Annotated in this window: 15 protein-coding genes; 12 read left to right on the forward strand and 3 right to left on the reverse strand. The window is 66.4% G+C overall.

Going from position 1 to position 26,748, the window contains the following annotated elements; genetic code table 11:
- Positions 1–207: 207 nt before the first annotated feature.
- The 3 genes from D3877_RS27245 to D3877_RS27255 all read left to right on the forward strand — a co-directional run bounded on the left by D3877_RS27245 (position 208) and on the right by D3877_RS27255 (position 5,117).
- On the forward strand, positions 208–915 hold the full coding sequence (locus tag D3877_RS27245) for a glutathione binding-like protein (RefSeq protein WP_119833924.1): 708 nt from the start codon (positions 208–210) through the stop codon (positions 913–915).
- A gap of 193 nt (positions 916–1,108) precedes the next feature.
- Positions 1,109–2,668, forward strand: a complete 1,560-nt coding sequence (locus D3877_RS27250) for a bifunctional metallophosphatase/5'-nucleotidase (RefSeq protein ID WP_119833925.1) — start codon at positions 1,109–1,111, stop codon at positions 2,666–2,668.
- A 22-nt stretch (positions 2,669–2,690) separates the two neighbouring features.
- Positions 2,691–5,117, forward strand: a complete 2,427-nt coding sequence (locus D3877_RS27255; protein WP_119833926.1) for a sensor histidine kinase — start codon at positions 2,691–2,693, stop codon at positions 5,115–5,117.
- 18 nt (positions 5,118–5,135) lie between these two features.
- Here the strand turns inward: D3877_RS27255 and D3877_RS27260 are convergent, their stop codons facing one another.
- The gene (locus D3877_RS27260; protein WP_119833927.1) at positions 5,136–5,468 is read right to left on the reverse strand and encodes a DUF1491 family protein; all 333 of its coding nucleotides are present in this window, start codon (positions 5,466–5,468) and stop codon (positions 5,136–5,138) included.
- A gap of 82 nt (positions 5,469–5,550) precedes the next feature.
- Here D3877_RS27260 and D3877_RS27265 point away from each other — a divergent pair, with 82 nt between their 5' ends.
- From D3877_RS27265 to D3877_RS27290, 6 genes are all read left to right on the forward strand, one after another.
- Complete coding sequence (locus D3877_RS27265) at positions 5,551–7,014, forward strand: tetratricopeptide repeat protein (RefSeq protein ID WP_119833928.1); 1,464 nt, start codon at positions 5,551–5,553, stop codon at positions 7,012–7,014.
- Positions 7,011–9,173, forward strand: a complete 2,163-nt coding sequence (locus tag D3877_RS27270) for a tetratricopeptide repeat protein (protein WP_119833929.1) — start codon at positions 7,011–7,013, stop codon at positions 9,171–9,173. Before D3877_RS27265 ends, D3877_RS27270 begins: the two co-directional genes overlap by 4 nt.
- A 228-nt stretch (positions 9,174–9,401) precedes the next feature.
- On the forward strand, positions 9,402–12,044 hold the full coding sequence (locus D3877_RS27275; protein ID WP_119833930.1) for a flagellar hook-basal body complex protein: 2,643 nt from the start codon (positions 9,402–9,404) through the stop codon (positions 12,042–12,044).
- Positions 12,045–12,153: 109 nt separating this feature from the next.
- The gene (gene flgK, locus D3877_RS27280) at positions 12,154–13,563 is read left to right on the forward strand and encodes a flagellar hook-associated protein FlgK (protein WP_119833931.1); all 1,410 of its coding nucleotides are present in this window, start codon (positions 12,154–12,156) and stop codon (positions 13,561–13,563) included.
- Entirely contained in the window at positions 13,560–15,608 is a 2,049-nt protein-coding gene (locus tag D3877_RS27285; protein WP_119833932.1) for a flagellin, read from the forward strand. The genes flgK and D3877_RS27285 overlap by 4 nt, the downstream gene beginning before the upstream one ends.
- A gap of 162 nt (positions 15,609–15,770) precedes the next feature.
- A complete protein-coding gene (locus D3877_RS27290) occupies positions 15,771–17,081 on the forward strand; it encodes a tetratricopeptide repeat protein (protein WP_119833933.1) in 1,311 nt (436 codons plus the stop codon).
- 43 nt (positions 17,082–17,124) lie between these two features.
- Here the strand turns inward: D3877_RS27290 and D3877_RS27295 are convergent, their stop codons facing one another.
- The gene (locus D3877_RS27295; protein WP_238475122.1) at positions 17,125–19,074 is read right to left on the reverse strand and encodes an O-linked N-acetylglucosamine transferase family protein; all 1,950 of its coding nucleotides are present in this window, start codon (positions 19,072–19,074) and stop codon (positions 17,125–17,127) included.
- A gap of 174 nt (positions 19,075–19,248) precedes the next feature.
- Between D3877_RS27295 and D3877_RS27300 the strand changes: the two genes are divergently transcribed.
- Genes D3877_RS27300 through D3877_RS27310 form a run of 3 tightly spaced genes read left to right on the forward strand, consistent with a single transcriptional unit; the run spans position 19,249 to position 24,856 of the window.
- On the forward strand, positions 19,249–20,415 hold the full coding sequence (locus tag D3877_RS27300; protein ID WP_119833934.1) for a glycosyltransferase family 4 protein: 1,167 nt from the start codon (positions 19,249–19,251) through the stop codon (positions 20,413–20,415).
- A 9-nt stretch (positions 20,416–20,424) separates the two neighbouring features.
- Positions 20,425–23,040, forward strand: a complete 2,616-nt coding sequence (locus D3877_RS27305; protein ID WP_119833935.1) for a glycosyltransferase — start codon at positions 20,425–20,427, stop codon at positions 23,038–23,040.
- 19 nt (positions 23,041–23,059) lie between these two features.
- Positions 23,060–24,856: a tetratricopeptide repeat protein gene (locus D3877_RS27310; RefSeq protein ID WP_119833936.1), complete on the forward strand. Its 1,797-nt coding sequence runs from the start codon at positions 23,060–23,062 to the stop codon at positions 24,854–24,856.
- Between the two features lie 4 nt (positions 24,857–24,860).
- Here D3877_RS27310 and D3877_RS27315 read toward each other — a convergent pair whose 3' ends face one another.
- Positions 24,861–26,684, reverse strand: a complete 1,824-nt coding sequence (locus D3877_RS27315) for a tetratricopeptide repeat protein (protein ID WP_119833937.1) — start codon at positions 26,682–26,684, stop codon at positions 24,861–24,863.
- Between the last annotated feature and the right edge of the window lie 64 nt (positions 26,685–26,748).

A 26,748-nucleotide genomic window follows, 5' to 3' on the forward strand; every position in this document is an offset into this window, starting at 1 on the left:
GAGAAGGGGGGCGTCGCGGGTCGTCCGCGCCACCGTCATTGTTCGTTGGCCACACTGACAGCCGTTTTTGCCCCTGTCAACAAAATGAAATTCAATTTCGTATAACGAAATTATGGAGATCGCGCGAGGATCTGCCCCGCGCCGACGCGCTCTTGTCAGACGAGCGGCGGGGCCACAGATTTGGCGGACGTCAACGGAGGGTTTGCGATGATCGACCTGTATTTCTGGCCGACGCCCAATGGCCACAAGATCACGATGTTTCTGGAAGAAGCCGGGCTGGATTACAGCATCAAGCCGGTGAACATCGGGACCGGCGACCAGTTCAAGCCGGAGTTTTTGGCCTTCTCGCCCAACAACCGCATGCCCGCCATCATCGATCAGGCCCCCGCCGACGGCGGCGATCCGATCACGGTCTTCGAATCCGGCGCCATTCTTTTGTATCTGGCGGAAAAGACCGGAAAATTCCTGCCCGCCGACGTCCGGGGCCGCAAGACGGTGACGGAATGGCTGTTCTGGCAGGTCGGCGGCCTTGGCCCGATGGCTGGGCAGAACCACCATTTCGTCCAATACGCGCCCGAACGCATCCCCTACGCCATGGAGCGCTACGTCAAGGAAACCAACCGCCTCTACGGCGTGATGGACAAGCGTCTGTCGGGCAACGAATTTTTGGGCGGGGCCGACTATTCCATCGCCGACATGGCCAGCTATCCTTGGATCGTTCCGCACGAGCGGCAGCAGCAGAATCTGGATGATTTCCCCGGCCTGAAGCGCTGGTTCCAGGCGATCAAGGCCCGCCCTGCGGTCGTCAGCGCCTATGAAAAAGGGTCGGCGGTCAACCCGGCCAATCAGGCGACGGTGAACGACGAGAGCAAGAAGATCCTGTTCGGCCAGTCAGCGGACAGCCTGAAGCGTTGAGCGTTCGACCGGCTATCCTGTGTGATGACCTGACAAATGCTTGCCCGGTGGAATCAAACGATTGACGCGCGCCTTCACCGGGCATCGTTTGTGTGACAATCCAGTAACGCGGCTTTGCTTCTCCCCTGGCGCGCAAACGCGCATAATCGGCGTGTCGGACAAAACGAGACACCGGGGCGGAGGACAAGGCGGCATGTGGTCGGGCAAGGCAACGGTTCGGCTTGCGTGCTTCATCGCGACTCTGGCGTGCGCGGCGCTGCCTTTCCTTGTGATGGCGTCGGCGCAGGCCGAACCCTTTCGCTTCACCATACTCTACACGCAAGGCACCACAGAATTGGGGGAAACCCAAGGACGTGGCGGCATGGCCCGATTGGCCGCCCTGATCCGCAAGGAGCGGGAGGAGCGCGGAACCGTTCTGGTCCTGCATGGCGGGCAGACGCTGGCGCCCTCGGTCCTGGCCTTTTACGATCAAGGCGCGCACATCGTTGATCTCCTGAACGGCATGACCATCGACGCGATGGCCGCCCTGAATCGCGAGTTCCACCACGGCGACGACCGCCTGATGACCCGCGCCTTCGAGGCTGGTTTTCCGCTCATCACCACCAACGCGGTGGATCGTTCGACCGGCAAACCACTGGATGGGCTGGAGGATTCGGTCGTTTTGAAGGCCGGTCCCTTTCGCGTCGGGGTGCTTGCCGCGACTCCGACGCTGACGCGAGAGACCACCCGCGCGCCGCGCACCGAATTTCGGGATCCTGTGGTCGCCCTGACCGCGAAGGCCAAGGCGCTGCGCGCCGAGGGCGTCGATCTGATCGTCGCCATGACCGGCAGCGCGGGCGACACGCACAAAACGCTGATGGCCACCCGCACCCGTCCAGGCGGCCCCAATTTCGCCGACGTGCTGCTGTATCAGGACCGTGGGGTGCAGGCGAGCCACGCTTACAAAGACAATTTCCTGTCCGCGACCGTCGCCGGGCAAGGGGCCTGGGTTCTGGCGCTCGACATCACGATGGAACGGAAGGCGGCGGGCGCCGCCGTCTCAGCCCCCGTCTGGTCAGCCGTCGTCCGCACGCTGGATTCCGCGACGGTAACGCCCGATCCCGCCACAGACATTCGCGCCAAGGCTTACGCCGCGCGGCTGGATTCGATGCTGAACATTGAGGTCGGACGGCTTGATGGCGCTCTCGACACACGGCGCGAGGCGGTTCGCACCGGCGAAAACGCCTTCGCAAATGTGGTGACGGACACGCTGCGGACCGCGCTGGACGCCGATGTCGGTCTGTTCAACGGCGGCGGCATTCGCGGCGACCGGGAATACGCCGATGGCGCCATGCTGACCCGCCGCGACATCTACAATGAATTGCCCTATCACGACGTCGGAATGGTGCTGAGCGTCACCGGACAGCAGCTCTGGGACAGCGTCGAAGGCGGCTTGTCGGCGGTTGAGCAGGTGCAGGGCCGCTTTCCCCACCTGTCCAACGCCCGCGTCGTCGCCGATCTTGGCAGGCCGCCGGGCCAACGCGTGCAAAGCATCAGCGTCGGCGGGAATCCGTTGGACCGCAAGGCGCATTACCGGCTGGCGACCAGCAGCTTTCTGGCGAATGGCGGCGACGGCTACGCCGCGCTCAGCGTCGCGCCCCGCCTGGTCGAGGACCGCGCGGCCGATTTTGTCTCCACCCAACTCATCGCCCACATCGCGCGGACGGGCGTGTTCGCCCCGCGCCTGGATGGGCGGATGGTTGTGAAGCGGTGATGGTGAACGGGTGGATCCGGACATGACCCTCGTCACCCCAGCCCCGTCCGGGGCGTCCAACATCGACGCGCCGCGCAGCGTGTCGGTGGACCGTCCACCCACCCGGCGGCGGCGTCGCCTTGGCATCGCCTTGCGCATTTCGCTGGGGCTGTCGGTGATGGCGCTGCTGGTCCTGGTCATCGGCGGCGTGTCGATGTCATCCTTCCGGCTGTTCCGGTCCGAGGTGACGGCCTTGTCCGCCAACACCTTGCCGGAGGTCATCACCAGCGCTGAATTGCACGCGTCCTTGCAGAAGCTGGTCGCGCAACTGCCGCTGCTGTCCGGGGCAACCTCCACGCCGCAGCGCCGCTCGATCTATGACGGGGTGATCGCCGAGCTTGAATCGATGCAATTGCTGGTCGCCCGCATGCGAGGTCTGCTGGCCGAGGAACGGGACGATGACGGCGGTGGAGACGGCGACGTTCGCCTGTTGGAGCAAACCCGCTCCACCCTGTTGATCCTGGCGGCGACGGTCGCGGATCTGAACGCCGAGGTTGCCCGACAGATCGTCCATGGTGAACGGCAGGCGGAAGCGGCGATTGGATTGGGGCGGTTGTCCAGCGGTTTGGAAGGCCTGTCGGGACCGGACGTTGGGCCGTGGTCGGCGCGGGTCGGCGCGTTGATGGCGCGCGCCGCCGGATCGATTCAGCTGGAGCATCTCAACCGCCTGAAGGGCGAACAGCGCGCCGTCGAACGCACGCTGTTGGAGCTTGGTCAGATCGCCGGAACCACGACAGGGCCATCGGGCCAGACGATGGCGGTCATGCAGGAGGAGATGTTCTCTCTGCTGATCGGGCCGGGAGGCCTGTATGAGAGCGCGGCGGAACGGTTGCAGGCGCGCAATCGCGCTCAGGCGCTGACCGGACAGGCTCGGGTGTTGGTCGAAACCGTGGACCGTTCGTCCCGCGCGCTGTTCGATTCCATTCGGGACCAGTCGGCGGAGCGCACCAGCGCCTTGGGAGGCTTGATCGCCGAGCGGACGCGCGTTGTCATGGCGTTGGCCACCGCCTCGATTCTGTTGGTGATCGCCGTCCATTTCATCTTCCGGCGCTTTCTGTCGTCCCGGTTGGTCACGCTGAACCGTGCGGTGCTGGCGCGCCTGTCGGGCAATGGCGGCGAAACCGCCATCCCGGTGGATGGCGACGACGAAATCACCGACATCGGCGCGTCGATTCGCTATTTCCTCGACGAAATCGACCAGCGGCAACGCGATTTGACCGACAGTGAGCGGCGGTTCCGCAGTTTGGTCGAAGGGTCGATCCAGGGCACCATCATTCACCGCGATTTCCGCGCGGTGTACGCCAATGAGGCCTTTGCCGGGATGTTCGGCGTCAGCGTCGCCGACATCATGGCCCTGCCCTCCCTGCTGTCCCTGGTGGGGCCAGGGGAGCAGACCAAAATGATCGAGAACTACAATTATCTGTTGACCAGCGGCCAACCGACCGGACGCCGCCGCATCCGCGCCACCCGCCCGGACGGCGGCTGTCTGTGGGTGGAGTTGACCGGACGGCGGGTGGATTGGATGGATGGTCCGGCCATTCAGGCCGTGGTCGTCGACGTCACCCGCGAGGCGGAGGCCGAAGACGCGTTGCGCCAGTCGCGCGACGCCGCCGAACAGGCCCTGAATGCGTTGAAGGCGACCCAGGCCAGCCTGATCCAGGCCGAGAAAATGGCGTCGCTTGGCCAACTGGTCGCAGGCGTCGCGCATGAGGTGAACACGCCGATCGGCATCACCATCACCGGCGCGTCCCAATTGCAGGCGCTGATCGAGGAACTGGCGCGGGGGCACGCCGCCAGCACGTTGAAGAAGTCGGATTTCCAGCGCTTTCTCAGCGATGGGCTGGAGATGGCCAACCTGATCCTGACCAACAGCACGCGGGCGGCCAATCTGGTGCAAAGCTTCAAGCTGGTCGCCGTCGATCAATCGAGCGACGAGCGCCGCTGTTTTCTGCTGAAGGATTACATCGAAGAGCTGCTGCGCAGCCTTCACCCGACCTACAAGACCCGGATGGCGTTGACCATCGCGCTGGACTGCCCGACGGACATCGAACTGGATGGCTATCCCGGCGCCTTGTCGCAAATTCTGACGAATTTGATTATGAACGCGCTGATCCACGCGCTTGAGCCGGACAAACCGGGAACCATCACCATCGCCGCGCGTTTGGTCGATGAGGACACCGTCGAATTGTCGGTCGCCGACAACGGAAGCGGCATTCCACCGGACGTGCTGCCGAAGATTTTCGATCCCTTTTTCACCACCCGGCGGGGCAGCGGCGGCAGCGGGTTGGGGCTGCACATCGTCTACAACCTTGTGACCGGACGGCTGCACGGCTCCATCGCGGTGTCGAGCCATGCGAATGAGGGAACACGCTTCACCCTGCGTTTCCCCCGCGTGACCGCGTCGGCCTGATGGCAAAAGCGCTTCCGGTCAGCGGATGCTTCCCTCGAACCAATGGCGGCCCTGGCGATCCTCGACCTCCAGAACCCAGACGTCGGGGTCGTAGCGGGTCTGGCGGGCGATGTAGGCGTCGGCGTCGGCCTCCGGCACGGGATCGGGGCCGGTGCCACGCGACCAGAACAGCCGGTCGCCGTCATTCACCTGGACCAGCACGGAGAATGTCCGGTCCAGCCGGTTCAGCTTCAAGATGACGGTGCCCCGGCTGGGGTCGCCCTTGCGCACCACCATGATGGACACACCCTGCGCGTCGGCGGCGCGGATGTGGGCCATCACCCAGAGATGCGTCGGCAAGCGGTCATCCATGATGGTCGTCCATGATCGTCCATTCCGTCATCGGCCAAAGGGTGCTCGCCTAACCGGGGGGCGCCGGTGTAAACAAGAGGGCATGGCGACACTCCTGGACGCTCTCGACGCTGCCGTCAACCACCACATGGCTGGCCGCACCGACGCGGCGGAGCGGCATTACCGGCTGATCTTGGGCGCCGATCCGGCGCAACCCGACGCGCTGCATTTGTTCGGCGTGTTGCGGGCGCAAACCGGCGCTCCGGCTCTGGCGGTCGTTGCGATCACCCGGTCGCTCCGCGCCCGCCCGGCGGCGGCGCAACCCTGGGCGCATCTGGGGGCGGCCCTGCGCGCGGCCGAACGGCTGGAGGACGCCGAGACGGCGTTGCGCCGCGCCCTGGCGCTGGATCCGGCGTCGGCGGACGCGCTGGACGCGCTGGGGGCGACCCTGCACGGGTTGGCGCGTTACCCGCAGGCGCGAGGGTGGCTGCTGCGCGCCGACGCCTTGCGGCCCGGCCACGCCGAAACGCTGCTGAATCTGGGAACCGTGCTGCGCGACCAACGGCATTTTGCTGAGGCGGAACTCTGCTTTGACCGGGTGTTGACGGCCCAACCCACGCATGCGGGCGCCCAGTTGGCACGCGCGGTCGGTCGGCTGGTGCGTGGCGATTTGCGGGTCGGCTGGGAGGGGTTTGAGCATCGCTGGCGTCGCTTCTCCACGCCGCCCTGGGCGGGAGAGCCGTTGAACGGCGCAACCATCCTGCTGCACATGGAGCAGGGCTTTGGCGACGCCATGCAGTTCGTCCGTTACGCGCCCTTGGTGGCGCAAGCGGGCGGGCGGGTGGTGATCGAGGCCAGCCCGGCGCTGTTCCGCCTGTTCCAGGCCAGCTTTGACCCGTCCATTCAGGTGCTGGTGCGCGGGCCGGAACCGCCGCCGCATGATCGTCATTGCCCGTTGATGAGCCTGCCGCGCGCCTTCGCCACCGACCTGTCGAGCATCCCGGCGGCCATCCCCTATCTGGCGCCCGAGCGTGGCGACCGCAACCGCTGGCGCGATCAGCTCGCCACCGGGCCGGAAGGCTTGCGCGTCGGGCTGGTGTGGGCGGGCAACCCGCGTCACCGCAACGACCGCAACCGCTCGCTTCCCGTGACGGCGTTGCGCCCGTTGCTGGGCATTCCCGGCGTTCGCTTTTTCAATCTTCAGGCGGGAGAGGCGCGCGGCGAACTGTCGGCGCTGGCCCCCGGCAGCTTTGAGGATCCGATGGAGCGGGTGCGCGACTTCGCCGACACCGGGGCGATCCTCGCCAACCTGGACATGCTCATCAGCGTGGACACCGCCATCGTCCATCTCGCCGGGGCGATGGGGGTTCCAGCTTGGCTCTTGTTGCCCTACGCCCCCGATTGGCGTTGGCTGCTCGACCGGGCGGACAGCCCCTGGTACCCGTCGCTTCGGCTGTTCCGGCAACCCCGCCCCGGCGATTGGGCCACCATGATTGGCACCGTCACCGCCGTTCTGAAGGCGCTGGCCCGTCAGACAACGCCACGCCAGACGGCGAACCCGGCATGAGCGACAGCACGGAGATTCTCAAGCAGGGGCTGGCCGCCCACCAGCAGGGCAACCTGCCGGGCGCGCTGGCGCTGTACCGGCAGGTTTTGGCTCTGGACCGCTCCAACGCCGACGCCACCCATTTGATCGGCGTCATCGCCTATCAGACCGGCGATCCGATGACGGCGATCAACGTCATTCAACGGGCCATCGCCCTGGACGACCGCAATCCCGCCTTTCACAGCAATCTGGGAGAAGCCCTGCGCGTCACAGGCGCACTGGACAAGGCCATCGAGGCTCACCGCCAAGCCCTGAAGCTGGACGGCAACTTCATCGAGGCTCACCGCAATCTGGGGGTCGTCGAACTGGCGCGCGGCAACGCCCAAGCGTCGGCGGACAGCTTCCGGCGGGCGCTGGCCCGCGATCCGGTGTCGGCTCCGGCTTGGCATGGTCTGGGGCTGGCGTTGGAAGCGCTGGGTCGCAAGGCGGACGCGGCCAACGCCTACGATCAGTGCCTGCTCCATGATCCCACCCATGCTGACGCCCGGCAGCGCCGCGACGCGCTGGCCGTTTTCCTTCCGTCTCAAACCGCCCCAGCCACCCCCGGCGCCGCGTCGGCCGCTTGGTCGGGCGTGGCGTTGCAGGAATTGCGCGCGCAATGCTGTGATCCCAATGGCGGGTTGGAGCGGCTGGCGGTCATCGACCGTCTCTGCACGACGATGCTGGGGGATCGAACGGCGGTTTCTCGGGCGATTCTGGACGCGCTGGAGGAAGATCCGCTGTGCGGCGACCCAATCCTCGACGCGTCGGCGCAATTTCGTCTCAGCGGCGATCTTTATCATTATGAACGGCTGATTCACACGGTCATCGGCAATGGCGGGGATTGGCCGCTGGACGTGGCCCACGCCGTCTATTGGTCGATCAGCCGTCAGGTTTTTCTGGGTCGTCCGCTGGCCACCCGCCTTTCCGCCTTTACGGCGGGGGATTTGCCCCGCTTGTACCGCTGGATTTTGCGGGAAGTCCGCCATCGCTACGCCATCCAGATCGCCCCGGCCAAGATCCAGGCCGGAACGCCGCAACGCGTCGCCATCGTGACCAACCAGTTCACCCAACCGATGCACCAGCCGTCGCGCGACGCGTTCGACTACGCCCGTCGCCTGCAAGACGAGTTCGGTTGCACGGTGTTGTTGGTGAATGGCAATTTGCTGCCCAGCGTGGTGGTGACGGCCTTTGTGCCGCCCTTTCAAGCGATGGTCACGCCCAGCCTTGCCGGGGCCATGCCGGTGACGGACGGGGGGGCCAGCGTTCAAAGCTGGTCGTCGGTTGAACACAGCCTGTCGGAAAGCAAAATCCGGGGGTTGGTCGAGACCATCGAGCGCTTCAATCCTGATTTGGTGGTGTCGTTCGGCGGATCGGTGTTGGCCGCCGATCTCTTCGCGGGTGTGCGGCCAACCATCTGCATCCCAACCACCAGCGGGTTGACCTGTTCACAGGCCGACATCGTGCTGAGCTTTGACGGCGGCGATCCCACGGCGGGCGTTCCAGACGAGTATCGCGCGCCGTTTGCCGAACGTTTCCGGCCCTTTGTCTTTGGGTATTCAGCGCCGCCGCAGGCGCAGAACGCCAGCCGGGCGGCCTTTGGCGTGAGCGACGAGGCGTTCCTGTTCACCGTGGTTGGCGGGCGCCTTGACGACGAGGTGACGCCCCCCTTCGTCGAGCAGTTGGACCGCCTTCTTGATCTGTGTCCGAGGGCGGTTGTTGTTTTTGCCGGGCCGGTGGCGTCGCTGCCCGCCCGTCTGGGACGGGCGCGCAACGCCGCTCGCTTGCGGTGTTTGGGTTTTGTCGGGGAAATCCGCGCGCTCTATCACGTCGCCGACGCCTACCTCAACCCACCGCGCCAGGGCGGTGGCGGCAGCGCGGCCTATGCGCTGGCCGACGGGGTTCCTGTGGTCACGCTGAACCAGGGCGACGTCGCAGCGGTTGTCGGAGCGGCCCGCGCGCAAGACAATTTCGACGCCTATGTCGAGCGGGCCAAGCGTCTTTGTCAGGATCCGGGCTTTCGTCGGGACGAGGCGGTTGAGGCGCGCCGCCTGTTCGCCGCCGTCGACGCCCGTCACGAGGCGGTTGAACGGCTGCTGGCCTATGGCCGCGCTCTGACCGAGCGGTTCTCCACCCGCTGAGAGGAACGTTGTTGGGGCGGAATGAAAAGGGCAGACGGAGTTTTCTTCCCTTTCCGTTCCACCAACCGCTAGGCGAAACTTTCCCACTGCCCGGCAAAAACGTGCCCCTTGGGCAGATTGCCTGAAAAACTCATTCAAAAACAATGCGTTGAAGAGACGGCCTCAGTTGGCACTCCTTTTGCTTAGAAAGAGGCAACGACGTTCGACCTTTTTCGGAGACCACCGGCCATGAGCATCTTCGGTTCGATGACAACCGCCGTCCTCGGCTTGAGTGCCCAGTCGAAGGCGCTTGGCCACATCTCGGACAACATCGCCAACGCTTCGACCATTGGTTACAAGCGGGTCGACACGGCGTTCGAGACGATGGTTCTCCAATCGAGTCAGCGGCTTCATGCGCCGGGCGGCGTGACCGCGCAGCCGGTCTTCATGAACAACATCCAGGGCAGCCTGACCCAGGTGCAAAGCCCGACGAACATCGCCATCCAAGGCCAGGGCTTTTTCAGCGTCTCCAAGCTCAGCACCCAGGGCGCGACAGGCACCGTCCAGACGCAGACCGGAACGGTCAGCGCGTCGGCGTCCTACTACACCCGCGCGGGCGACTTTGAGTTGGACAAGAACCGCTATCTGGTCAACAGCGCGGGTTACGCGCTGAACGGCTGGGTGACGGATCCGGTGACGGGACAGTTGAAGAAGGATCAGGTCGCGCCCATCCAGGTCAGTTCGCTGATCGACAAGCCGACCTCAACCACTGGGATCGATCTGTCGGCCAACCTGCCCGCGACGCCGGCCAAGGGGCAAAAAGTTCCCGATTCCAGCATCCAGATTTTCGACACGCAAGGCAACCCGCGCACCGTCAATTTCAAATGGCGCCAACAGGCTGGCAGCGATTGGCGGATGGTGATCGACGCTCCCGGCTCCAACGCCAAGCCGGTCGATGGCAGCTTCGCCGGTTATCCGGCCACCGCGACCTTCGGGCAAAACATCGCCGGTGTGACGGCCATCGCCCAGGCCAACGCCGTGGTCATTTCCGGCCAGAACACCAACGGTCAGGACAATCTGCGGGTTGGCGAGACCTACACGGTGACGGTTGACGGCACGAATTACAGCCTGAAGATCACGTCGGACAACATCTCGTCGATCCGCACCTATTCGGGGCTGGCCGGCGCCTTGGCCAACCAAATCAACTCGGCGTCCCCGGCGGCTTCGGTGCTGGCGACGGTCACGAACAACGTGATCCATGTCTCGGCCCGCAACGCCGGAACCCCGTTCAAGATCAGCCAGAGCGTGTCCGGCGCCGCCCCAACCTCCAACACGATCACCGGGCCGACCTCCACGGCGGCGACCTCGACCGCCGGTCAAATCGACCGCTATTCCTTCCCGCAGTCGCAGATCGACGTCGGCGACGTCTATCAGATTCGCGTGCAGGTCGGCGGCGCCGCGACCAGCACGGTTCTGAGCGTCACCGTCACCGCGCAAACCTACTCCACCTACGCCAACGTCACCGGCGTGGTGCAGGAAATGGCCAACCGCATCAACGCGGCGGGGCTGGGCGTGACCGCCTCAGCCACCGGCGGCGTTCTGAGCGTTCAGAACAGCACGGCGGCGGGCACCATCACCGCGACGTCGAGCGGCGTCGTCAACTCCAGCGCCGCCGCGAACACGATGACGGGCGTCTTCTCGACCGCCAACGTCGCGGGCGTGCGTCAGACCCGCACCGTGACCCTGACCGGAACGCCGGGCGACGTCGGCACCCTCTATTCGTTGAGCGTCAACGGCACGCCCGTGACCTACAGCACGACCGGCGACGAACTGTCGATGGAGGACATCACCGCCGCGCTGGCGAACAAGATCAACTCCAACACCTCCTTGCCGGTGACGGCCACGGCGCAAGGCGGCGTCATCAGCGTCACCGCGAAGACGGCGACGGATCCGGCCTTCACGCAAACGATGACCGGCACCGGCACCGTGACGTTGGCTGGGGCCACCGTCACGGACATCGGCGACACCTACACGGTGACGGACGGCGTCAGCACCTATTCTCTCGCCATCACCGCCGCCAACCACGCCACTTACGGCACGCCCGCCGCCGCGATGGCCAATCTCGCCGCGCAGATCAACGCGGGCGGCGGCACGGCGACGGTGTCGGGCAGTCAGTTGACCTGGGCGGGCGCCACTGGCACCGTTACGAACACCACCGCTCAACAATTCACGCTCGATCAAACCTGCGTGGCTGGACAGACGCCGGCGCACATCGGCCTGACCTTTGGCAAGACGCCGGAAACCGTCGGCACGCTGACGAACATCTCAACCGCGCTGGTCGGCACCGGAACGGCGGTCAGCGCCGCCACCCAGGCCGCCGGGGCCGCCGCCAACGTCACCTTCACGGTTGATTACGGCTTTGGTCCGCAGCAGGTCACGCTGAACATGGGCAAGTATCAAAAGCCCGGTGGTCTGACCCAATATGCGGGCGAGCAGATCAACGTGACCCAGCTGGTCCAGAACGGCGCGCCACGCGGCCAGTTCAAGGATGTGGTGTTCGGCGACAACGGAAACGTGCTGGTCAATTACGACAACGGTCGCTCGAAGGTCATCGCCAAGGTGCCGATCATCACCTTCAACAACCCGAACGCGCTGCAACGTGAATCGGGCGGGGTGTTTCTGGAAAGCGAAGACGCGGGCAAGCCGAACTTCAACGACCCGGAGACCAACGGCGCCGGCGCGGTGATCGCCAACAGCACCGAAGGCTCCAACGTCGACATCGCCGATGAATTCACCAAGTTGATCGTGACCCAACGGTCTTACTCCGCGAACACCAAGATCGTCACGACCTCCGACGAAATGCTTCAGGAAGTCCTCGGTCTGAAGCGGTAATCGCGGTTTTTTAAACGCCTGAGGGGTGCAACTCAAAGAGTGCGTGTGATGGGAACGGCGGCGTCGCGCCGCCGAATCCCTCCCCCTGCCCGACGAAAGGTCAACGGCCATGTCCTCCCTCTTCAGCGCCTTGAACAGTGCCACCGCCGGTCTGCGCACCGTTCAGACCAACGTGAAGCTGGTCTCGGACAACATCGCGCGGGCCGACGACCCCAACCGCACCCGCCACACCGTCCAACAGATGGTCGATGGCAGCGGGCAGGTCATCAACACCCAGTACCGGCGCGAGGTTGACACCGCGTTGCTTGGGCAGGTCCAGGATTTGACCTCGCGCGACGGCGGTTCGGCCGTTCAATCGGCCTATATGCAGCAGTTGGGCGATCTGCTGCGGACCACCAACGGCACCCCGCTCATCAACAGCTACGCCGACAAGTTCCAGGCCGCCTGGAGCACGCTGGCCGCGTCCCCGGAAAACGAAACCGCCCAATACCAACTGGTCCAATCCGCCGACAATTTCGCGCGTGAAATCCGCCGCGTGTCGGAAGGGGTGGAGCAGATGGACCGCGCCATGACGACCGACATGGACAATTCGTTGACCAAGGTGAATGGCCTGCTGAAGGACATCAACCAGATCAACAACGACATGGTGTCGCTGAAAAGCCAGGGCGCGGCCGGAAACGAGGTGGCTGACAAGCGCGACGGTCTGATCCGCGAGCTGAGCGGCTACATGAGCATCCGCACGGTGGAGCGCCCTGATGGCCGCGTCGCCCTGTTCTCCCCGACGGGCCTGGCTTTGGTCGACGCCGAACCGGCAAAACTTTCCTTCGACGGCGGCAATATCAACCTACAGGTCGGCAACAATGTCACCTCGATCAACAACCATCTGAACGACGGCAAGCTGGGCGCGCTGTTGAAGATGCGCCAGGACGGCTCGCAGTCCGATCCGCCCAAGCCCGCCAGCGGCGATCCGACCGCCGAAGTGATCCGCAAGCTGCGCTCGCAGTTGGATCAATTCGCGTCGGCCTTCACCAGCGCGACCAAGCCCGGGGAGCCGACCAGCTTCAGGGACGCCTACGACAACGCCACGGCCAAGGACGGCGAACAATCCGACCAATTCTTCACCGGATCGGACCGCTTCACCATCTCGGTGAACGCTAAGCTGTTGGACAATACGGCAAAAGTGAAACGGCTGTCGATTGACGGCGTCACCGACGCGCTGAAGGCGCCGGGCCGCAACCTGACCGCCGACGGCCTGAACCTGACCGACACCACCTACAGCGGGATGGCCAGCGCCATCACCGGAACCTGGATGGGGACCGCCAAGTCGATCAACGACAAGCAGGCGGCGGACAAATCCTCGCTCCAGCTCCTGACCGAGCGCTATCACTCCAACACCGGCGTCAACATCGACGAGGAAATCGCCAATCTCCAGCAGCTTCAAACATCGTATCAGGCTTCGGCACGAGTCATGCAAGTGGCCAATGCAATGTATGATGCGCTGGAGGCTGTGGTCAGATGAGCTCGATAACGCAAGTAAGCAGCTACTCGCAGTATCTGAGTCTGGTCAGGAATCTGTCCAATGGCCAGAACAACGTGGATACGCTGTCGCAACAACTCACCACGGGCAAGAAGTCAACCGACCTCAACGCCTATGGGACCGACACGCAAAAGCTTCTGGACTTGCGCGCCGAGATGGCTCGACGCGACAATTACGTCCAGAACATCGACACGGCCAGCCCGCGCGTCGCCGCGTCGGACAAGGTGCTGACCGCGCTGGAGAAGTTGGCGTCGGACTGGCAGTCCAGCAACCTGATGCCGTTCGCGCCTGGACCGCCCAGCATCACGTCGGCCTACAACGCCAACCCCGACGCGATGAAGGTGGCGGTGGACACCACCAAATCCACCCTGACCGTCGGCGCCCGGTACACCGTCACCTCCATTCCGTCGCAGACCGGCAACAACGGCAGCTTCGACGTCACCGTGACCGACGGTTTGGGCGGCAAAACCACCCGCACGCTCAACCTGAAAACCACCCCGCCCAGCGATGGGAAGGGCTACAATTTCACGATGTCCGGCGGTCCGGGCGACGGCGCCGTGTTGAACCTGGATTTCGACAAGCTGTCGGCGGCGTCCAACAGCAGCTTCACGGTGGCGTTCCCGCAGGCCGACCAGATGAAGGACCGCGCCGAAGGGGCGATGCGCGACATTCAGGAATACATGAACCAGCGCTTTGGCGACCGCTATCTGTTCGCCGGGTCGCGCTACTCTCAAGAACCCGTCACCGACCTGATGGCCACCAAGCAGACCAGCAAGGTGACGTTCAACGGCGCGGTGACGAACACCGACGATTATTACGAGATGACGGTCAACGGCCAGACCTTTGGCTACCAGATTCAGGCCGCCGATCCCAAGACCCTGACCTTCATCGCGCAAACGCTCAGCACCCAGATCAACGCCGCCAGCCCGGCCTTGCCGATGACCGTGTCCACGGCAAACGGCATCATCACGCTGGTGGGCAACGATCCGGGGCAGTCCTTCACCGTGTCGTCCCGCGTCCAGAACACGGCCACGGTCGAGAACTCCACCGACGTGGCGTCGACGACGCAGACCCCCACGGCCACTCTGCCGCAGATTCAGCGCTTCACCCTGAACGGCGCCAACGTCGACATCGGCGACACCTTTGAATTCGAGGTGGCGGTCGGCGATCCTGACGACCCCTACAATCAAAAATATTACGCCGCCAACCCGACCGAGCCAAAGGATCTGCCGCCCTATCAGAGCTACAAGGTCAGCTACACGGTCAGCGACACCGACTACGCGGCGGGCACCACCACGGTCAGCGCGGTGGCGGACAAGCTGCGCCAGCAATTCGCGGCGACCAAACCGCAACCGCCCGTCACCATCGACGCGGTTGGCAGCGGCGCCGGCATCGGCCTGACCAGCACGACCAATCTGGACCCCAATCACCCCAGCCGCACCCAACTGTTCACGACAACGGCCAAGGTGACGAACGGGTCGTTGGACAACACGATGAGCGTGGCGACCCTGCCGCCGGAAGCCGACCCGATCACCGACGTGCCCTATGTCGATCCGCCAAATTTGCCCTTCTACGACACCGAATTTCTGACCAAGGGCAAGAACCCCGACGCCTATCGCAAATCACAGGTCAGCATCGACGATGGTCTGAACATCACCTACGGCGTCAGCGCCGATGAAAAGGGGTTCCAGACGCTGGTCCAAGCCTTCCGCATGGCGCGGGTCGCCGCGACCCATCCGGGGCAATACACCGAATACATCAACAAATCGCGCGAGCTGATGTCCCAGGCGAGCGACGAGCTGCGCTCCATCCACTCCAAGGTCGCGTCGGACATGGCGACCCTCGACAGCACCAAGAGCAGCCATACGGACGCCAAGGCCACCCTGACCGACCGCATCGCGGGCATCGAGGGCATCGACCAGACGGAAGTCGCCGCCCGGCTCAGCACCTCGATGAACACCCTGCAAGCCGCCTACACCGTGGCCGGTCAGACCAAGCGCCTGTCGTTGCTGAACTTCCTGTCCTGAGCGGCGGGAGGGCGCGCAAGCCGAACCGCGCCGGAGTTGTCGGCGGCGTCAAAGATCCCTCAGAGGCCTGATGGCTGGACGCCTTGCGTCCAAAGCCGGTAAATGATCGGCACGACGCCTGCCGTCTGCTTCAGGGAGGCGAGAATCGCCGACGATACGCTCATGGCCACACTGGACACGGTTCTAACAGCCAATCCCCGTGATGGTGGAGCCTGGAGCGCGCTTGGCCTTCTGCTGCGGCGGGACGGAAAGCTGGCCGGGGCCATCGCCTGCCACCGGCGGGGCCTGGAGTTCGCGCCCGAGATCGGCGGCATTTGGAGCAATCTGGGCAACGCCCTGGAAGAAGCCGGCCGGTTGGACGAGGCGGTGGCCGCGCAGCGCGAGGCGCTTCGTCTTGAACCGGAAAACCCGACGATCCTCTTCAACAACGTGGTGGCGTTGCGCAAGACCGGGCGTTTCCAGGAAACGCTGGCGATGATCGACCGGGCGCTGGCGGTGTGCCCCAACCTGCATGAATTGCGTTGGGAACGGGCGCTCACCCGGCTTCAGATCGGCGACTATGTGCATGGGTTGGATGATTATAAGGCGCGGCTGCGCCTGCCCTCCTACCATGGCCGACCAGCGTCGGAACAATCCTGGGACGGCGGCGCGCTGGACGGGCGCCGAATCCTCCTGTCGGTCGAGCAAGGGTTTGGCGACGCGCTTCTCGCGGCGCGCTATGCGCCGCTGGTCACGGCGCGGGGCGGTCGGGTGTTGTACGAATGCCACCCGGAATTGCGGCGCGTGCTGTCGGGGCTGGAGGTCGAAGCCTTCGTGCCGCCGCCCCAAGCCCGCTCGGGAGAGCCATTGCCCGCCTTCGACGTCGAGGCGTCGCAGATGAGTCTGCCCGGCCTGTTCGGTTCCACGCTGGCCTCGATCCCGCCCCCGGCGCGCCTCACAATCCCACAAGACTCGCGCGACAAGGCCGCTCGTCGTCTCGGCGCGCGGGAGCCGGGCGTTTTGCGGGTCGGCATCGTGTGGTCGGGGCGCGTGACCTTCGGCGACAACAACCGGCGCGCCACCAGCCTCGCCCGTTTTCTGCGCTTCGCCGAGTTGCCGGGCGTGCGACTTTACAGCCTTCAGAAAGGGCCACCCGAAGCGGAGCTTGCGGAACTCGGCGTCGCCGGTTCCTTGGTGACGCCGCTGGGGCCGGATTTGGAGGATTTCGCCGACACCGCCGCGATGCTGGAACAGCTTGACCTCGTCATCATGACCGACAGCTCCGTCGCGCATCTCGCCGGGGCGCTGGGCAAGCCGATCTGGAATCTGGTGCAGCACGTCCCCTATTGGATCTACGGCTTTTCCGGCGACCGCACGCCTTGGTACCCAACGATGCGCCTGTTCCGTCAAGGCGCCGACCTGGATTGGGGGCCAGTCTTCGCAAAGGCGGCGGAGGCCCTGCGCGACGAGGTCCGGCGCAAGACGGGCCGTTGAGGCGGTTGAGGCAAAATCTGGGGAGCCTCGCCAGGACAATGCTTCAGGCGCTGGACGGCGGCGGCGCGGCTTCTCCACCGTCGGCCCAGGAGCGCCACATTCCGCGATAGGCCTCCTCCACCGCGCGCGCGAAGCCTTGGTGGTCGAGCAGCGGGGAGGCTTGCAAGCGTCCCCGCAAGCTGCGGCGCAACAAGGCCAGACGCGGCATATCCCGCGCCAGCGACACCGCCGCCGCGCGGTAACGGCCCTCATCCTCGGCGATCAGGTCCGGCAACCCGCATTGGGTCAGCAGGCTGGCCCCCACCCGCGACACATGATGGCGACCGGCCAGCGCGATCACGGGAACCCCCATCCACAGCGCCTCGCAGGTGGTCGTCGCGCCGTTGTAGGGAAAGGGATCGAGAGCGATGTCGATGCGGTCATAGGCCCGCAAATGGTCGTCCACCGCGTCCAGAGGCGGCAAAAGCTCGATCCGTTCGGGCGCGACGCCGTTGTCGGCGAAGAGCTGGAGATAGCGGTCACGCGTCGGCGGATCGCCGAAAGCCTGGCTTTTTAGGAGCAATCGAGCCGACGGAACCTCCCTCAGGATCGCCGACCAGGTCCGCACCACCTCCGGCGTCACCTTGGCGGCGTTGTTGAAGGATCCAAACGTCACCCATCCGTTGGCCAAGGCCGGTGGTTCATCCCGAACGCCGACGCCGGGCCGGGGCTGGAAGGTGAGGAAGCCCGTGGGCAGGCGGATCAGCCTTTCGGCGTGCCAACCGTCGGCGCGGCCCGGCGGGTCGGCGACGGCGTCGGTCAGGCGGCCATCGATCGCCGGCATGCCGGTCGTGTCGGGGTAGCCGAGCCAGGACACCTGAACGGGGGCCGGTTTGCGGGCGAAGACCAGCGGTCGCCCGTCGGCGGTGTGTCCGGCCAGATCGACCAGGATGTCGATGCGGTCACGTTCGATCAACGCCGCCGCCGCCGCGTCGTCCAACCCGGCCAGCGGTCGCCACGCGTCGGCGAGCGCCTTGATCCGGTCGGTGACGTCGTCATGACGCCGCGATGTGGCGTAACAGACCAACTCCACCGCCGTTCGGTCATGCGCGCGCAGCAGAGGTTCGATGAAGTGGGCGCAGGCATGGGCGCGGAAATCGGGCGAGACATAGCCCACCCGCAGCCGACGGTCGGGATTCCGGTCGTTGGCGAAGCGCTTGCCGCGCGGCGTCAAAGGCCGAGCGTGCCGGTCGTTCCAGCAGGCGTGGGCGTGGGCGATGACCTCGGGCGGCGCGCAGGGCGTGTAATGCAGGGCCAACAGCAGATTGGAATGCAACAGGGCGAGATCGGGGTGACGCTCCAACCCGCTTTGGAAGGTCGCGAGCGCCTCGTGGATCCGCCCTTGCTCCTTCAGCGTTTCGCCCAGATTGACGTAGGGTTGCGGCAAATCCGGCTGCGTCCGCATCGCCGTCCGGTAGCAATCAACCGCGACGCTGGATTCCCCCAAGCGCCTGTGAACGTCGCCCAGATTGCTGTGCGCCGCGCCCATGCGGGGGTTCAACCGCAGCGCCCGACGATAGGCGGCTTTCGCGCCCGCGAGGTTCTGAGCGGTCCCCAGCAGATTGGCGACGTTGAACCAGGCGTCGGCATAGTCCGGGGACAGGGCCAGCGCCCGCCGCGTCGTCGCCGTCGCCTCGGCGATCCGATCCATGTCCGACAGCGCGCAGGCCAGATTGTTGCGGAGTTGGGCGTCCTCCGGCAACCGTGCGATGGCCCGACGACCGCAGGCGACGGCCTCCGGCAAGCGCCCCTTGGCGCGCAAGAGGATCGCCAAATTGTTGTTGGCGTGGGGATGCCGGGGGTCGGCGCGCAGGACCACAAGATAGCCATCCTCGGCCAAATCAAGGCGACCGGCCTGATGCGCGGCCAGGGCGGCGGCGAAGTCAGCCGCGAAGTCGGCCGCGATGGTTTCAAGCCGTTCCACGACAGCCTTCCCGGTGAGGTCCGTCATCATGGCGAAGACGCTTTGAGGAGACGGACGGCTCCCTCTTTTAACCGTTCGCCGCCGCCCTTGTCACCGAATTGCGGCGAGCGTCCGACCTGCCGGATTGGAGAGCGCCGTGCTATCATCAAACCCACCGGCGGCGTGGGACGAGGCTGGGAGCGGGGTGACGACGAAAGGCCGTGCGTGGAACAGAATCTGGCGTTGACGTGGCAGCTCTCGGAGATTCACGACTGGGGGCTGGTCGGCGTCCACACGGCGCTTCATCTGGTTGAGCAGGGGCGACCGCCGCTTTTGTTGGAAAAGCCGCTGATGAGCACCTTGCGACCGGAAAACCGGGACAAGCTGCATGTCCTGCTCGACGCCCACCAGCAAATCACCGCCATCGCCGCCCGCTCCAACAACCGGGCGCTCCGTCTCAACGACTGCACGGTTCTGCACGCGCTTGGCAACGGCTTCGTTCCGGGGCCGCTCTCCGCGCAGTTTCGCGGCAGCCGCAACATTGGCGTCATCGCCTTTGAGGACACCCGGTTCGACGAGGAAATCCGGCGGCAGGCGCGGAGCTACGACTCGCTCGTCGTGCATTCCACCTACAACAAAAATCTGCTGGCCGAGCAGGGCGTCGCCGAGGTCGCCTGCGCCTTTCAAGGCGTGGACCCGGACGAATTGCCGCTCGTCCCGCCCGCCAAACGCTTCGGCGACCGTTTCGTCGTCTTCGCGGGGGGAAAGCTGGAGTTTCGCAAGGGGCAGGACATCGCGCTCGCCGCTTTTCGGCGCTTCCACGAGCGTCATGCGGACGCGCTGCTGGTCACGGCGTGGCACAACCCCTGGCCGCACACATCCGCCGACATGGCGGAGTCCCTCCTGACTCCGGCCGCCCCCGCCATCGGCGACAACGGCAAGCTGCGCCTTGTCGAATGGGCGATGGCCAACGGCCTGCCGCCGGAGGGCTTCGTCGACATGGGCTTTCTCACGCGGTCGCAGCTTCCGGGAATTTTGGCGGAATGCCACGCCGCCCTCTTTCCCAACCGCTGCGAAGGGGCGACGAATCTGGTCGCCATGGAGGCGATGGCCTGCGGCGTGCCGGTCATCCTGTCGGCCAACACCGGCCATCTTGACCTGATCCGCGATGGAAACAGCCTGCCTTTGCGCCATCAAACCCCGGTGGCCGACCCCGCTGGCCGCCGCCGGGGTTGGGGGGAATCGTCCGTCGAGGAGGCGGTCGAACGGCTCGAAACCCTCTACACGGATCGGGCCGCCGCCCGCGCCTGCGCCGACAGGGCGCGCGCCTTCCTGCGCGGCGAGCGGACGTGGCGCGCCTTCGCCAAATCCTTCGTCGCCGCTGTGACCTAGGGGGCGGCGGTGAGCGATTCCCCATCGACCGACGACAGGCTGAGCCTCACGCTCAACCACGCCTTGCGCCTGATCCAGGAGGGGGCGGTCGAACAGGCCGAGGCGCTGTTGGCCCCCCTGGCGGGTCTGGCGCCGTCGCACAGCGACGTGGCGCGCGTTCTCGGCGTCCTGCGCCTGATCCAGGGGCGCGACGCCGAGGCTGAACAATGGCACGCGGCGCAACGGCGCGCGGGTTTGCGCGACGAGGATTCCGGCTTGGGCGTGGCCTTGCGGGGCATCGCGCGCCATCGGAGCGACCTGGACGCTCTGGGCTGCGTGGTCATCCCCGCGCACCGGATGGAGGACAGCGTCGCCCGGGCGCTCGACAGCGTCGCGGCGGCGATCCGCTTTTACCAGGCGGCGGCGGGGGACCCGCAGGCGCGGATTCACATCTGCGTCGTCGATGACGCCTCCCCCGACGACACGGCGGCGCGGGTTTTGCGTTGGGCGCGCGAGAATCCCGAACAGACGGTGACGTTGATCGTCAACAACCGGAATCAGGGGGCCGGACGCTCGCGCAACATTGGCGCCGCCGCCGGGCTTGGCCGTTACGTCTGGTTCCTGGACGCCGATGATTTTTATCTCGAACGGCACCTCTTCCTGACGGCGAGGGCGCTGGACCTGACCCCGGACGCCGGGTTCGTCCGCACCGGGATGCGGTTTGACGTGATCGACCAGCACGTCACCCCCGCTTGGCGCGCGGCGTCGGAAAGCAGCTACCCCTGCAACCTCTGCGTCCGGCGCGTCTGCCACGAGCTGATCGGCGGCTTTCCCGAAGAGGCGCCGTTCCATCCCGCCGTCGCCGACGACGTGGCCTATGGCCGCGCTCTCCACAGCCTGTTCGGTGGAATCAAGATCGCGGAAAAAACCGTCCACTACACCATGCGGGCGGGCAACGCCTTGGCGCGGCAGCGCCTGGAGATGACCGGGGCAGCCAAACCCGCCCCCGCGCCGCCGCCCGACACGCGTTTCATGGCCATCGAGATCCTGACCCAGCGCCGTCTTCAGGCGCTGAAGGCCAAGCAATCCGCGCTTGTCCGCGACGGTGGTTGGAACGGCCCGCCGTTTCTCACGCCCGCCACGCCGCCCGTCACGCCGCCCATCACCGCCGACAGCCTCGTCGCCGTTGGAAAAGACAGGCTCAAGGCCGGTCAACGCGACCGCGCCGTCGCCGCGCTGACCCGCGCCCTGGCCCTGGCCCCCGACCGCGCCGACGCGTGGTTCGAGTTGGGCGTCTGCGGCCATCAACTCCAGCGCGGCGCTCTCGCGCGGACGGCCTTCCGCGCGGTGGCGAGACTCCAACCGCAGACCGCCGAGGCGTGGTTCAATCTCGGCTCCATCCTGGTCGACGCCGACGCCTCGGCGCAGGCCCTCCCCCATTTGCGCCACGCGTTGGCGCTTCGACCGGACCACGCCAGCAGCTTCCTGCTGCTGGGCCGCGCGAAGCGGCGTCTTGGGGCGGCGCAGGCGGGTCGGCGGGATCTGGCGCGGGCGCTGCGGCTGGAGCCGACGCGAACCGACGCCCATGCGGCCAGCGCGGAGACCGCCCTGGAACTCGGCGACGGGGCCGACGCGGCGGCGCACGCCCGTCGGGCGCTGGGACTCAGCCCCGACCTGCATGGCGGCCACGTCGCGCTCGCCAGCGCCCTGGAAGCGCTCGGCCATCGGGACGCCGCGTTGGCGGCGTGGGAGCGGGCGATCCTGTGCAATCCCGGCTTTGGCGAGCCTTTCACCCGGCGCGCGGCGCTTCGGCTCACCCGCCGCTGGGGGCCGCCGCCCGCCCCCGGCGCGGCGGGCCAGCCGGGTCGGCGCCTGGCCTCGACCGCCCTTGGCCGCAACGGACGGTTCGGCAACCAGCTTCTCCAATATGGGGCCTTGCGCCTGTGCGCCGCCCGACAGGGACTGACCCTGGAGGCGCCCTATTGGATTGGCCGTCACCTGTTCGATCACGACGATCCCCTGCCCGGCCCGGCGCTGACGCGCCTGCCGGAAGCGGAGGGCGAGGCCGCCATCGTCGCCGCCTTGCGCGGCGGCGGCGACCGTCTGGCGGATCGGGACGTTGCGGGCTATTTCTGCGGCGACACCGGCTGTCTGGCTCCCTTCAAGGCGGAGTTCCGCGCCCTGTTCACGCCGGGCCGCCATCTGCGCCCCTTGGCCGACGCGGCGCTGGACCGCCTGCGCGCCGCTGGCCGCAGCATCGTCGCCCTGCACATCCGGCGTGGGGATTTCGGTTGGGGGCCTTTCTGGACCGCCCCGGAATCCTGGTATCTGCGCTGGCTGGAAAGCGTCTGGCCGACGCTCGACCAACCCGCCCTGTTCATCGCCACCGATGATCCCGGCTGCTTGCGGGCCTTCGCCGCCTACCGCCCCCTGATCGGCCGCGATCTGGCCGACCCCATCGACGGGGCCGAATTCTTCACCGATTTCCTCGCGCTGCGCCACGCCGACCGGGTCGCCATTTCCAACAGCAGCTTTTCCTTTGTGGCGACGATGCTCAATCAAAGGGCTGAGGCGTTTTTCCGACCGGACCGGACCCGTCAGGCCTTGATCGCCTACGACCCATGGTCCGCCCCGGTGTTGATCTGACCGCGAAAAGAACCGACGCATGGCCACACCAGCCGCATCCCCTGTGAATCATCCTGATCCGGCGGCCCTCGTCGCGGCGGGCCTCGCCCATCATGGGGCCGGGCGGCTGGCGGAGGCGGAGCGCGCCTATCAACGGATCCTCGACGCCCATCCCCAGCACGCGGACGCGCTGCATCTGCTGGGGGTGGTCGCGCTTCAGGACGGGCGCTTCACGGCGGCGGCGGAATGGATGGGCCAGTCCATCCGCGTCAACCCCGGCAACGCGGCCTGCTTCTCCAACCTCGCCAGCGCGCTGCGGCGGCTTGGCCGACGGGACGAGGCGTTGGCCTGCTGCCAACGCTCCTTGGTTCTCGACCCGGCTTTCAGCGACGTCCTCAACAACCTCGCCAACATCCTGACGGACCAGGGCAAGCACGCCGACGCCGCGACCGCCCTGCGTCGGCTTATGCGCCTCAAGCCCAGGCTGACCGAGCAGCGGTTGCTGCTTGCCCAAGCGCTTCTTACGGACAACCGCGCCGAAGAGGCGGCGGCGGAGCTGTTGACGCTGCTGGGCATGGCGCCGCTGTCGGTCGCCGCCTACGCCAATCTGGGCATGGCCTGCCGCCGCCTTGGCCGGGTGGAGGAGGCCATCGACTATTACCGCTGCGCGTTGGGCTTCGCGCCGGGCGACGCGGGCGTGTTGAACAATCTGGGCGTCGCGTTTCAGGAGCTTGGGCGGCTCGACGAGGCCGTCGCCTGCTTCCGCCAATCCATCGCGGTTCAGCCGGGCGCGGCGCACGCGCACCTCAATCTTGGCCTTGCGGCGCGGGACGCGATGCGGATCGACGAATCGATCACGATGGCGCGAACCGCGATCACGCTCGATCCGACGCTGGCCGAGGCCCACACCGCCCTTGGTTTCGGCCTGCTGCTCAAGGGCGAGTGGGTCGAGGGGTTCGCCGAATATGAATGGCGCGCGCGGATGGCCGATTTTCCGTCGCCCAAACGCCATTTTCCCTCCCCTCTCTGGGATGGCGGCGACATCACCGGCAAAACCCTGTTGATTCATGACGAGCAGGGGGTGGGGGACACGATCATGCTCGCCCGCTACGCGCCGCTGCTCCAGGCGCGCGGGGGGCGGGTCTTTGTCGAATGCAACACCCTGCTCGTCCGTCTGCTCGCCAGCATGCCGGGCGTCGAGGGCGTCGTCGGTCGGTTCGACGCGCCGCCACCGCATGACGCCCACATCGCGCTGGCGAGCCTGCCCCACCGGCTCGGCTCCACGCTCTACACCATCCCCGCCGCCGTTCCCTATCTGCGGGCCGAACCGGAGTTGTCAGCGGCCTGGGCGCGGCGCATGGGGCGCCCGCGTGGCTTGCGGGTCGGGTTGGTGTGGGCGGGCAACCCCAGCTTCAAGGCCGACGCCGTCCGTTCGCCGCGCCTGAAGGCGTTCTTGCCGTTGTTGGAAACGCCGGGGGTGGAACTGTTCGGGTTGCAGAAGGGGGCGGGACGCCAGGATCTGGACAGTTGCGGGCCGCTCCCCGCCTCCTTCACCGATCTGGGGGCGGAGATCGCCGACTTCGCCGACACCGCCGCGATCATGGACAATCTCGACCTTGTCATCAGTTCCTGCACGGCGCCCGCCCATCTGGCCGGGGCGTTGAACCGCCCCGTCTGGACGGTGCTGCCCTTCGCCCCGGATTGGCGCTGGCTGGAAGCTGGCGTCTGCACCCCCTGGTACCCGACCATGCGCCTGTTTCGGCAGGAGCGGCGGGGCGACTGGACGTCGGTCATGGCCCGCGTGCGAACCGCGCTTCAGGCCCTCGCCCGCGCGTGATGGATCAGGGCGTCCAGGGCGCGAAGGGCCGGATGCGCCGCGCCGCCATGTCCGGTTCGACGAACAGCCGGGCGCGGGTGTTGAGGCGGGCGGCGAGCAGGCTGAATCCGCTGGCGGCGCTGATCCCAACGACGTCGGCGTTCATCAACGCGTGAAAATCCTGGAGAAACTCCAGCCCAACCCAGTCCTCCGCCACGTCGGCCCGCGTCAGCGGGTGGAATTCGGCGAAGGCGTGACGGATCGCCGGAAGATCGTCGCTGGCCAAATACAGCACCGGATGTTCGAGCTGCGGCCACAGCGCGCGCAACCAATCGACATACCAAGCGGTTTCGGTGATCGGGTAATTGCTGGTGAGAAAATCGCCGCGCCGGACGTGGATCGCCACCACTGTGGCCCCGGCGGCCCGCAACAGCTCCATCATCGGATCGAGGTGGGGCGCCCAGACATGGCGCGGCTTCAGCCAGGATTGAACCCGTTCGCGGTACGCCTCCTTGTGCTCGAACAGGAACAGAGGCGACAGGATGTCCCGATGGACGATGGGCGCCCGCACGCAAGCGCCGCTGACCAGATCGTTGAGGATGCGGCGGGGGAACAGCAGGGGCGGCAGCGGTCCGCTTTGGGGCGGGTCGTTCAGCGCGAAGAAGGCGCCGCCCACCCAATCGGGGGTTTCCAGCACGCAGCCGTGCGTCTCCGCGTAAAGACGAAGCAGCACATACTCCAACACGGTGTGGGCGAAGCGGCCCTTGCTCGCCAAGGTGGAGGAGGTGATGCGCGGGGGCTGTCGCCCATTGGCGTCCATGGCGGCGGGCCGGATCAGCCGAAGCCCATGCGTCGCCAGGGTGCTGTGCAAGGCGGCCAGCGACTTCACGGTGAAGAACCAACCATTGTCGCCGCGCACCGCCGCCAAACGCGCGACGGCGGCCTGCGGCGCGCCATCGTGCAGATCAAGGGCGGCCAGAGCGGTCAGGCATTCCCCCCGACGCAGGACGCCCGCCAGCGGCGTCGAGGCCAGCCGCGTGAACAAGGCCCGCCCCTCGCCCGACCGACCGCTGCGCCGAAAGATGTCGGTCAACAGTTCGAGGCTGTTGGCCACATCGACGCCGGGACGCGTCAGGCTGTCGATCAGTTCAACCTCGGCCTCGGCCAATCGGTCCAGATCAATCAGCGCCGTCGCCACACGGGCCGCCGCGAGGGTCAACCCCAGCCTTGCCGAACGGCGGTAGGCCGTCAACGCGCCGCCCGCGTCGTTGTCGGCGTGCAGGGCGTTGCCAAGATTGTACCAGCATTCGGGGCTGGCCGGGCTGAGGGCCAAGGCGCGGCGCTGGCTGGCCTGCGCCCTGGCGGCGTCGCCGCGTTCAAGCAGGGCGTTGCCCAGATTCATATGGGCGGAGACGAAATCGGCCTTGAGCGTGACCGCCCGGATCTGGCTGTCCACCGCCTCGTCAAGCCGATCAGCGCGGCGGAGGGCCACCCCCAGATCGTGGTGCGCCTCGGTCAGCGTCGGATCAAGGCGGACGGCGCGGCGCAAGGCGTCGATCGCCCGTGACAGGCCAGCGTCGCCTCGGCTGCTGAAAACGACGCCAAGCCCATGCCACGCCATCGCCAAGCTGGGGTTGAACTGAAGCGCGCGACCGATCCGGTTCGCCCACCCATCCTGCGCCCCGGCCAGCCCCCCGGCCTGCCGCTCGATCAGGCCAAGCAGATGCAGGGCGTTGATGTTGGTTGGATCGCCGTCCAATATCCGGCGATAGAGCGCCCCAGCCTCGGCGAAACGACCAGCGCGATGATCGGCGAGCGCGTGCGACAGGGCTTCATCGACGGTGATCACGGCGGACTCCGGTTGGCGCGCCGACGGTCGGCCTCGTTCCTTCCGGCGATGGTTTCCCCCACGG

This window comes from Azospirillum cavernae, from assembly GCF_003590795.1.
Classification (GTDB): Bacteria; Pseudomonadota; Alphaproteobacteria; order Azospirillales; family Azospirillaceae; genus Azospirillum; species Azospirillum cavernae.

Coding starts and splice junctions, on each gene's coding strand:
- D3877_RS27245 (WP_119833924.1), top strand. CDS start 208: ATGATCGACCTGTATTTCTGGCCGACGCCCAATGGCCACAAGATCACG.
- D3877_RS27275 (WP_119833930.1), top strand. CDS start 9,402: ATGAGCATCTTCGGTTCGATGACAACCGCCGTCCTCGGCTTGAGTGCC.
- D3877_RS27310 (WP_119833936.1), top strand. CDS start 23,060: ATGGCCACACCAGCCGCATCCCCTGTGAATCATCCTGATCCGGCGGCC.
- flgK (WP_119833931.1), top strand. CDS start 12,154: ATGTCCTCCCTCTTCAGCGCCTTGAACAGTGCCACCGCCGGTCTGCGC.
- D3877_RS27295 (WP_238475122.1), bottom strand. CDS start 19,074: ATGATGACGGACCTCACCGGGAAGGCTGTCGTGGAACGGCTTGAAACC.
- D3877_RS27260 (WP_119833927.1), bottom strand. CDS start 5,468: ATGGATGACCGCTTGCCGACGCATCTCTGGGTGATGGCCCACATCCGC.
- D3877_RS27290 (WP_119833933.1), top strand. CDS start 15,771: ATGGCCACACTGGACACGGTTCTAACAGCCAATCCCCGTGATGGTGGA.
- D3877_RS27270 (WP_119833929.1), top strand. CDS start 7,011: ATGAGCGACAGCACGGAGATTCTCAAGCAGGGGCTGGCCGCCCACCAG.
- D3877_RS27285 (WP_119833932.1), top strand. CDS start 13,560: ATGAGCTCGATAACGCAAGTAAGCAGCTACTCGCAGTATCTGAGTCTG.
- D3877_RS27255 (WP_119833926.1), top strand. CDS start 2,691: ATGACCCTCGTCACCCCAGCCCCGTCCGGGGCGTCCAACATCGACGCG.
- D3877_RS27250 (WP_119833925.1), top strand. CDS start 1,109: ATGTGGTCGGGCAAGGCAACGGTTCGGCTTGCGTGCTTCATCGCGACT.
- D3877_RS27265 (WP_119833928.1), top strand. CDS start 5,551: ATGGCGACACTCCTGGACGCTCTCGACGCTGCCGTCAACCACCACATG.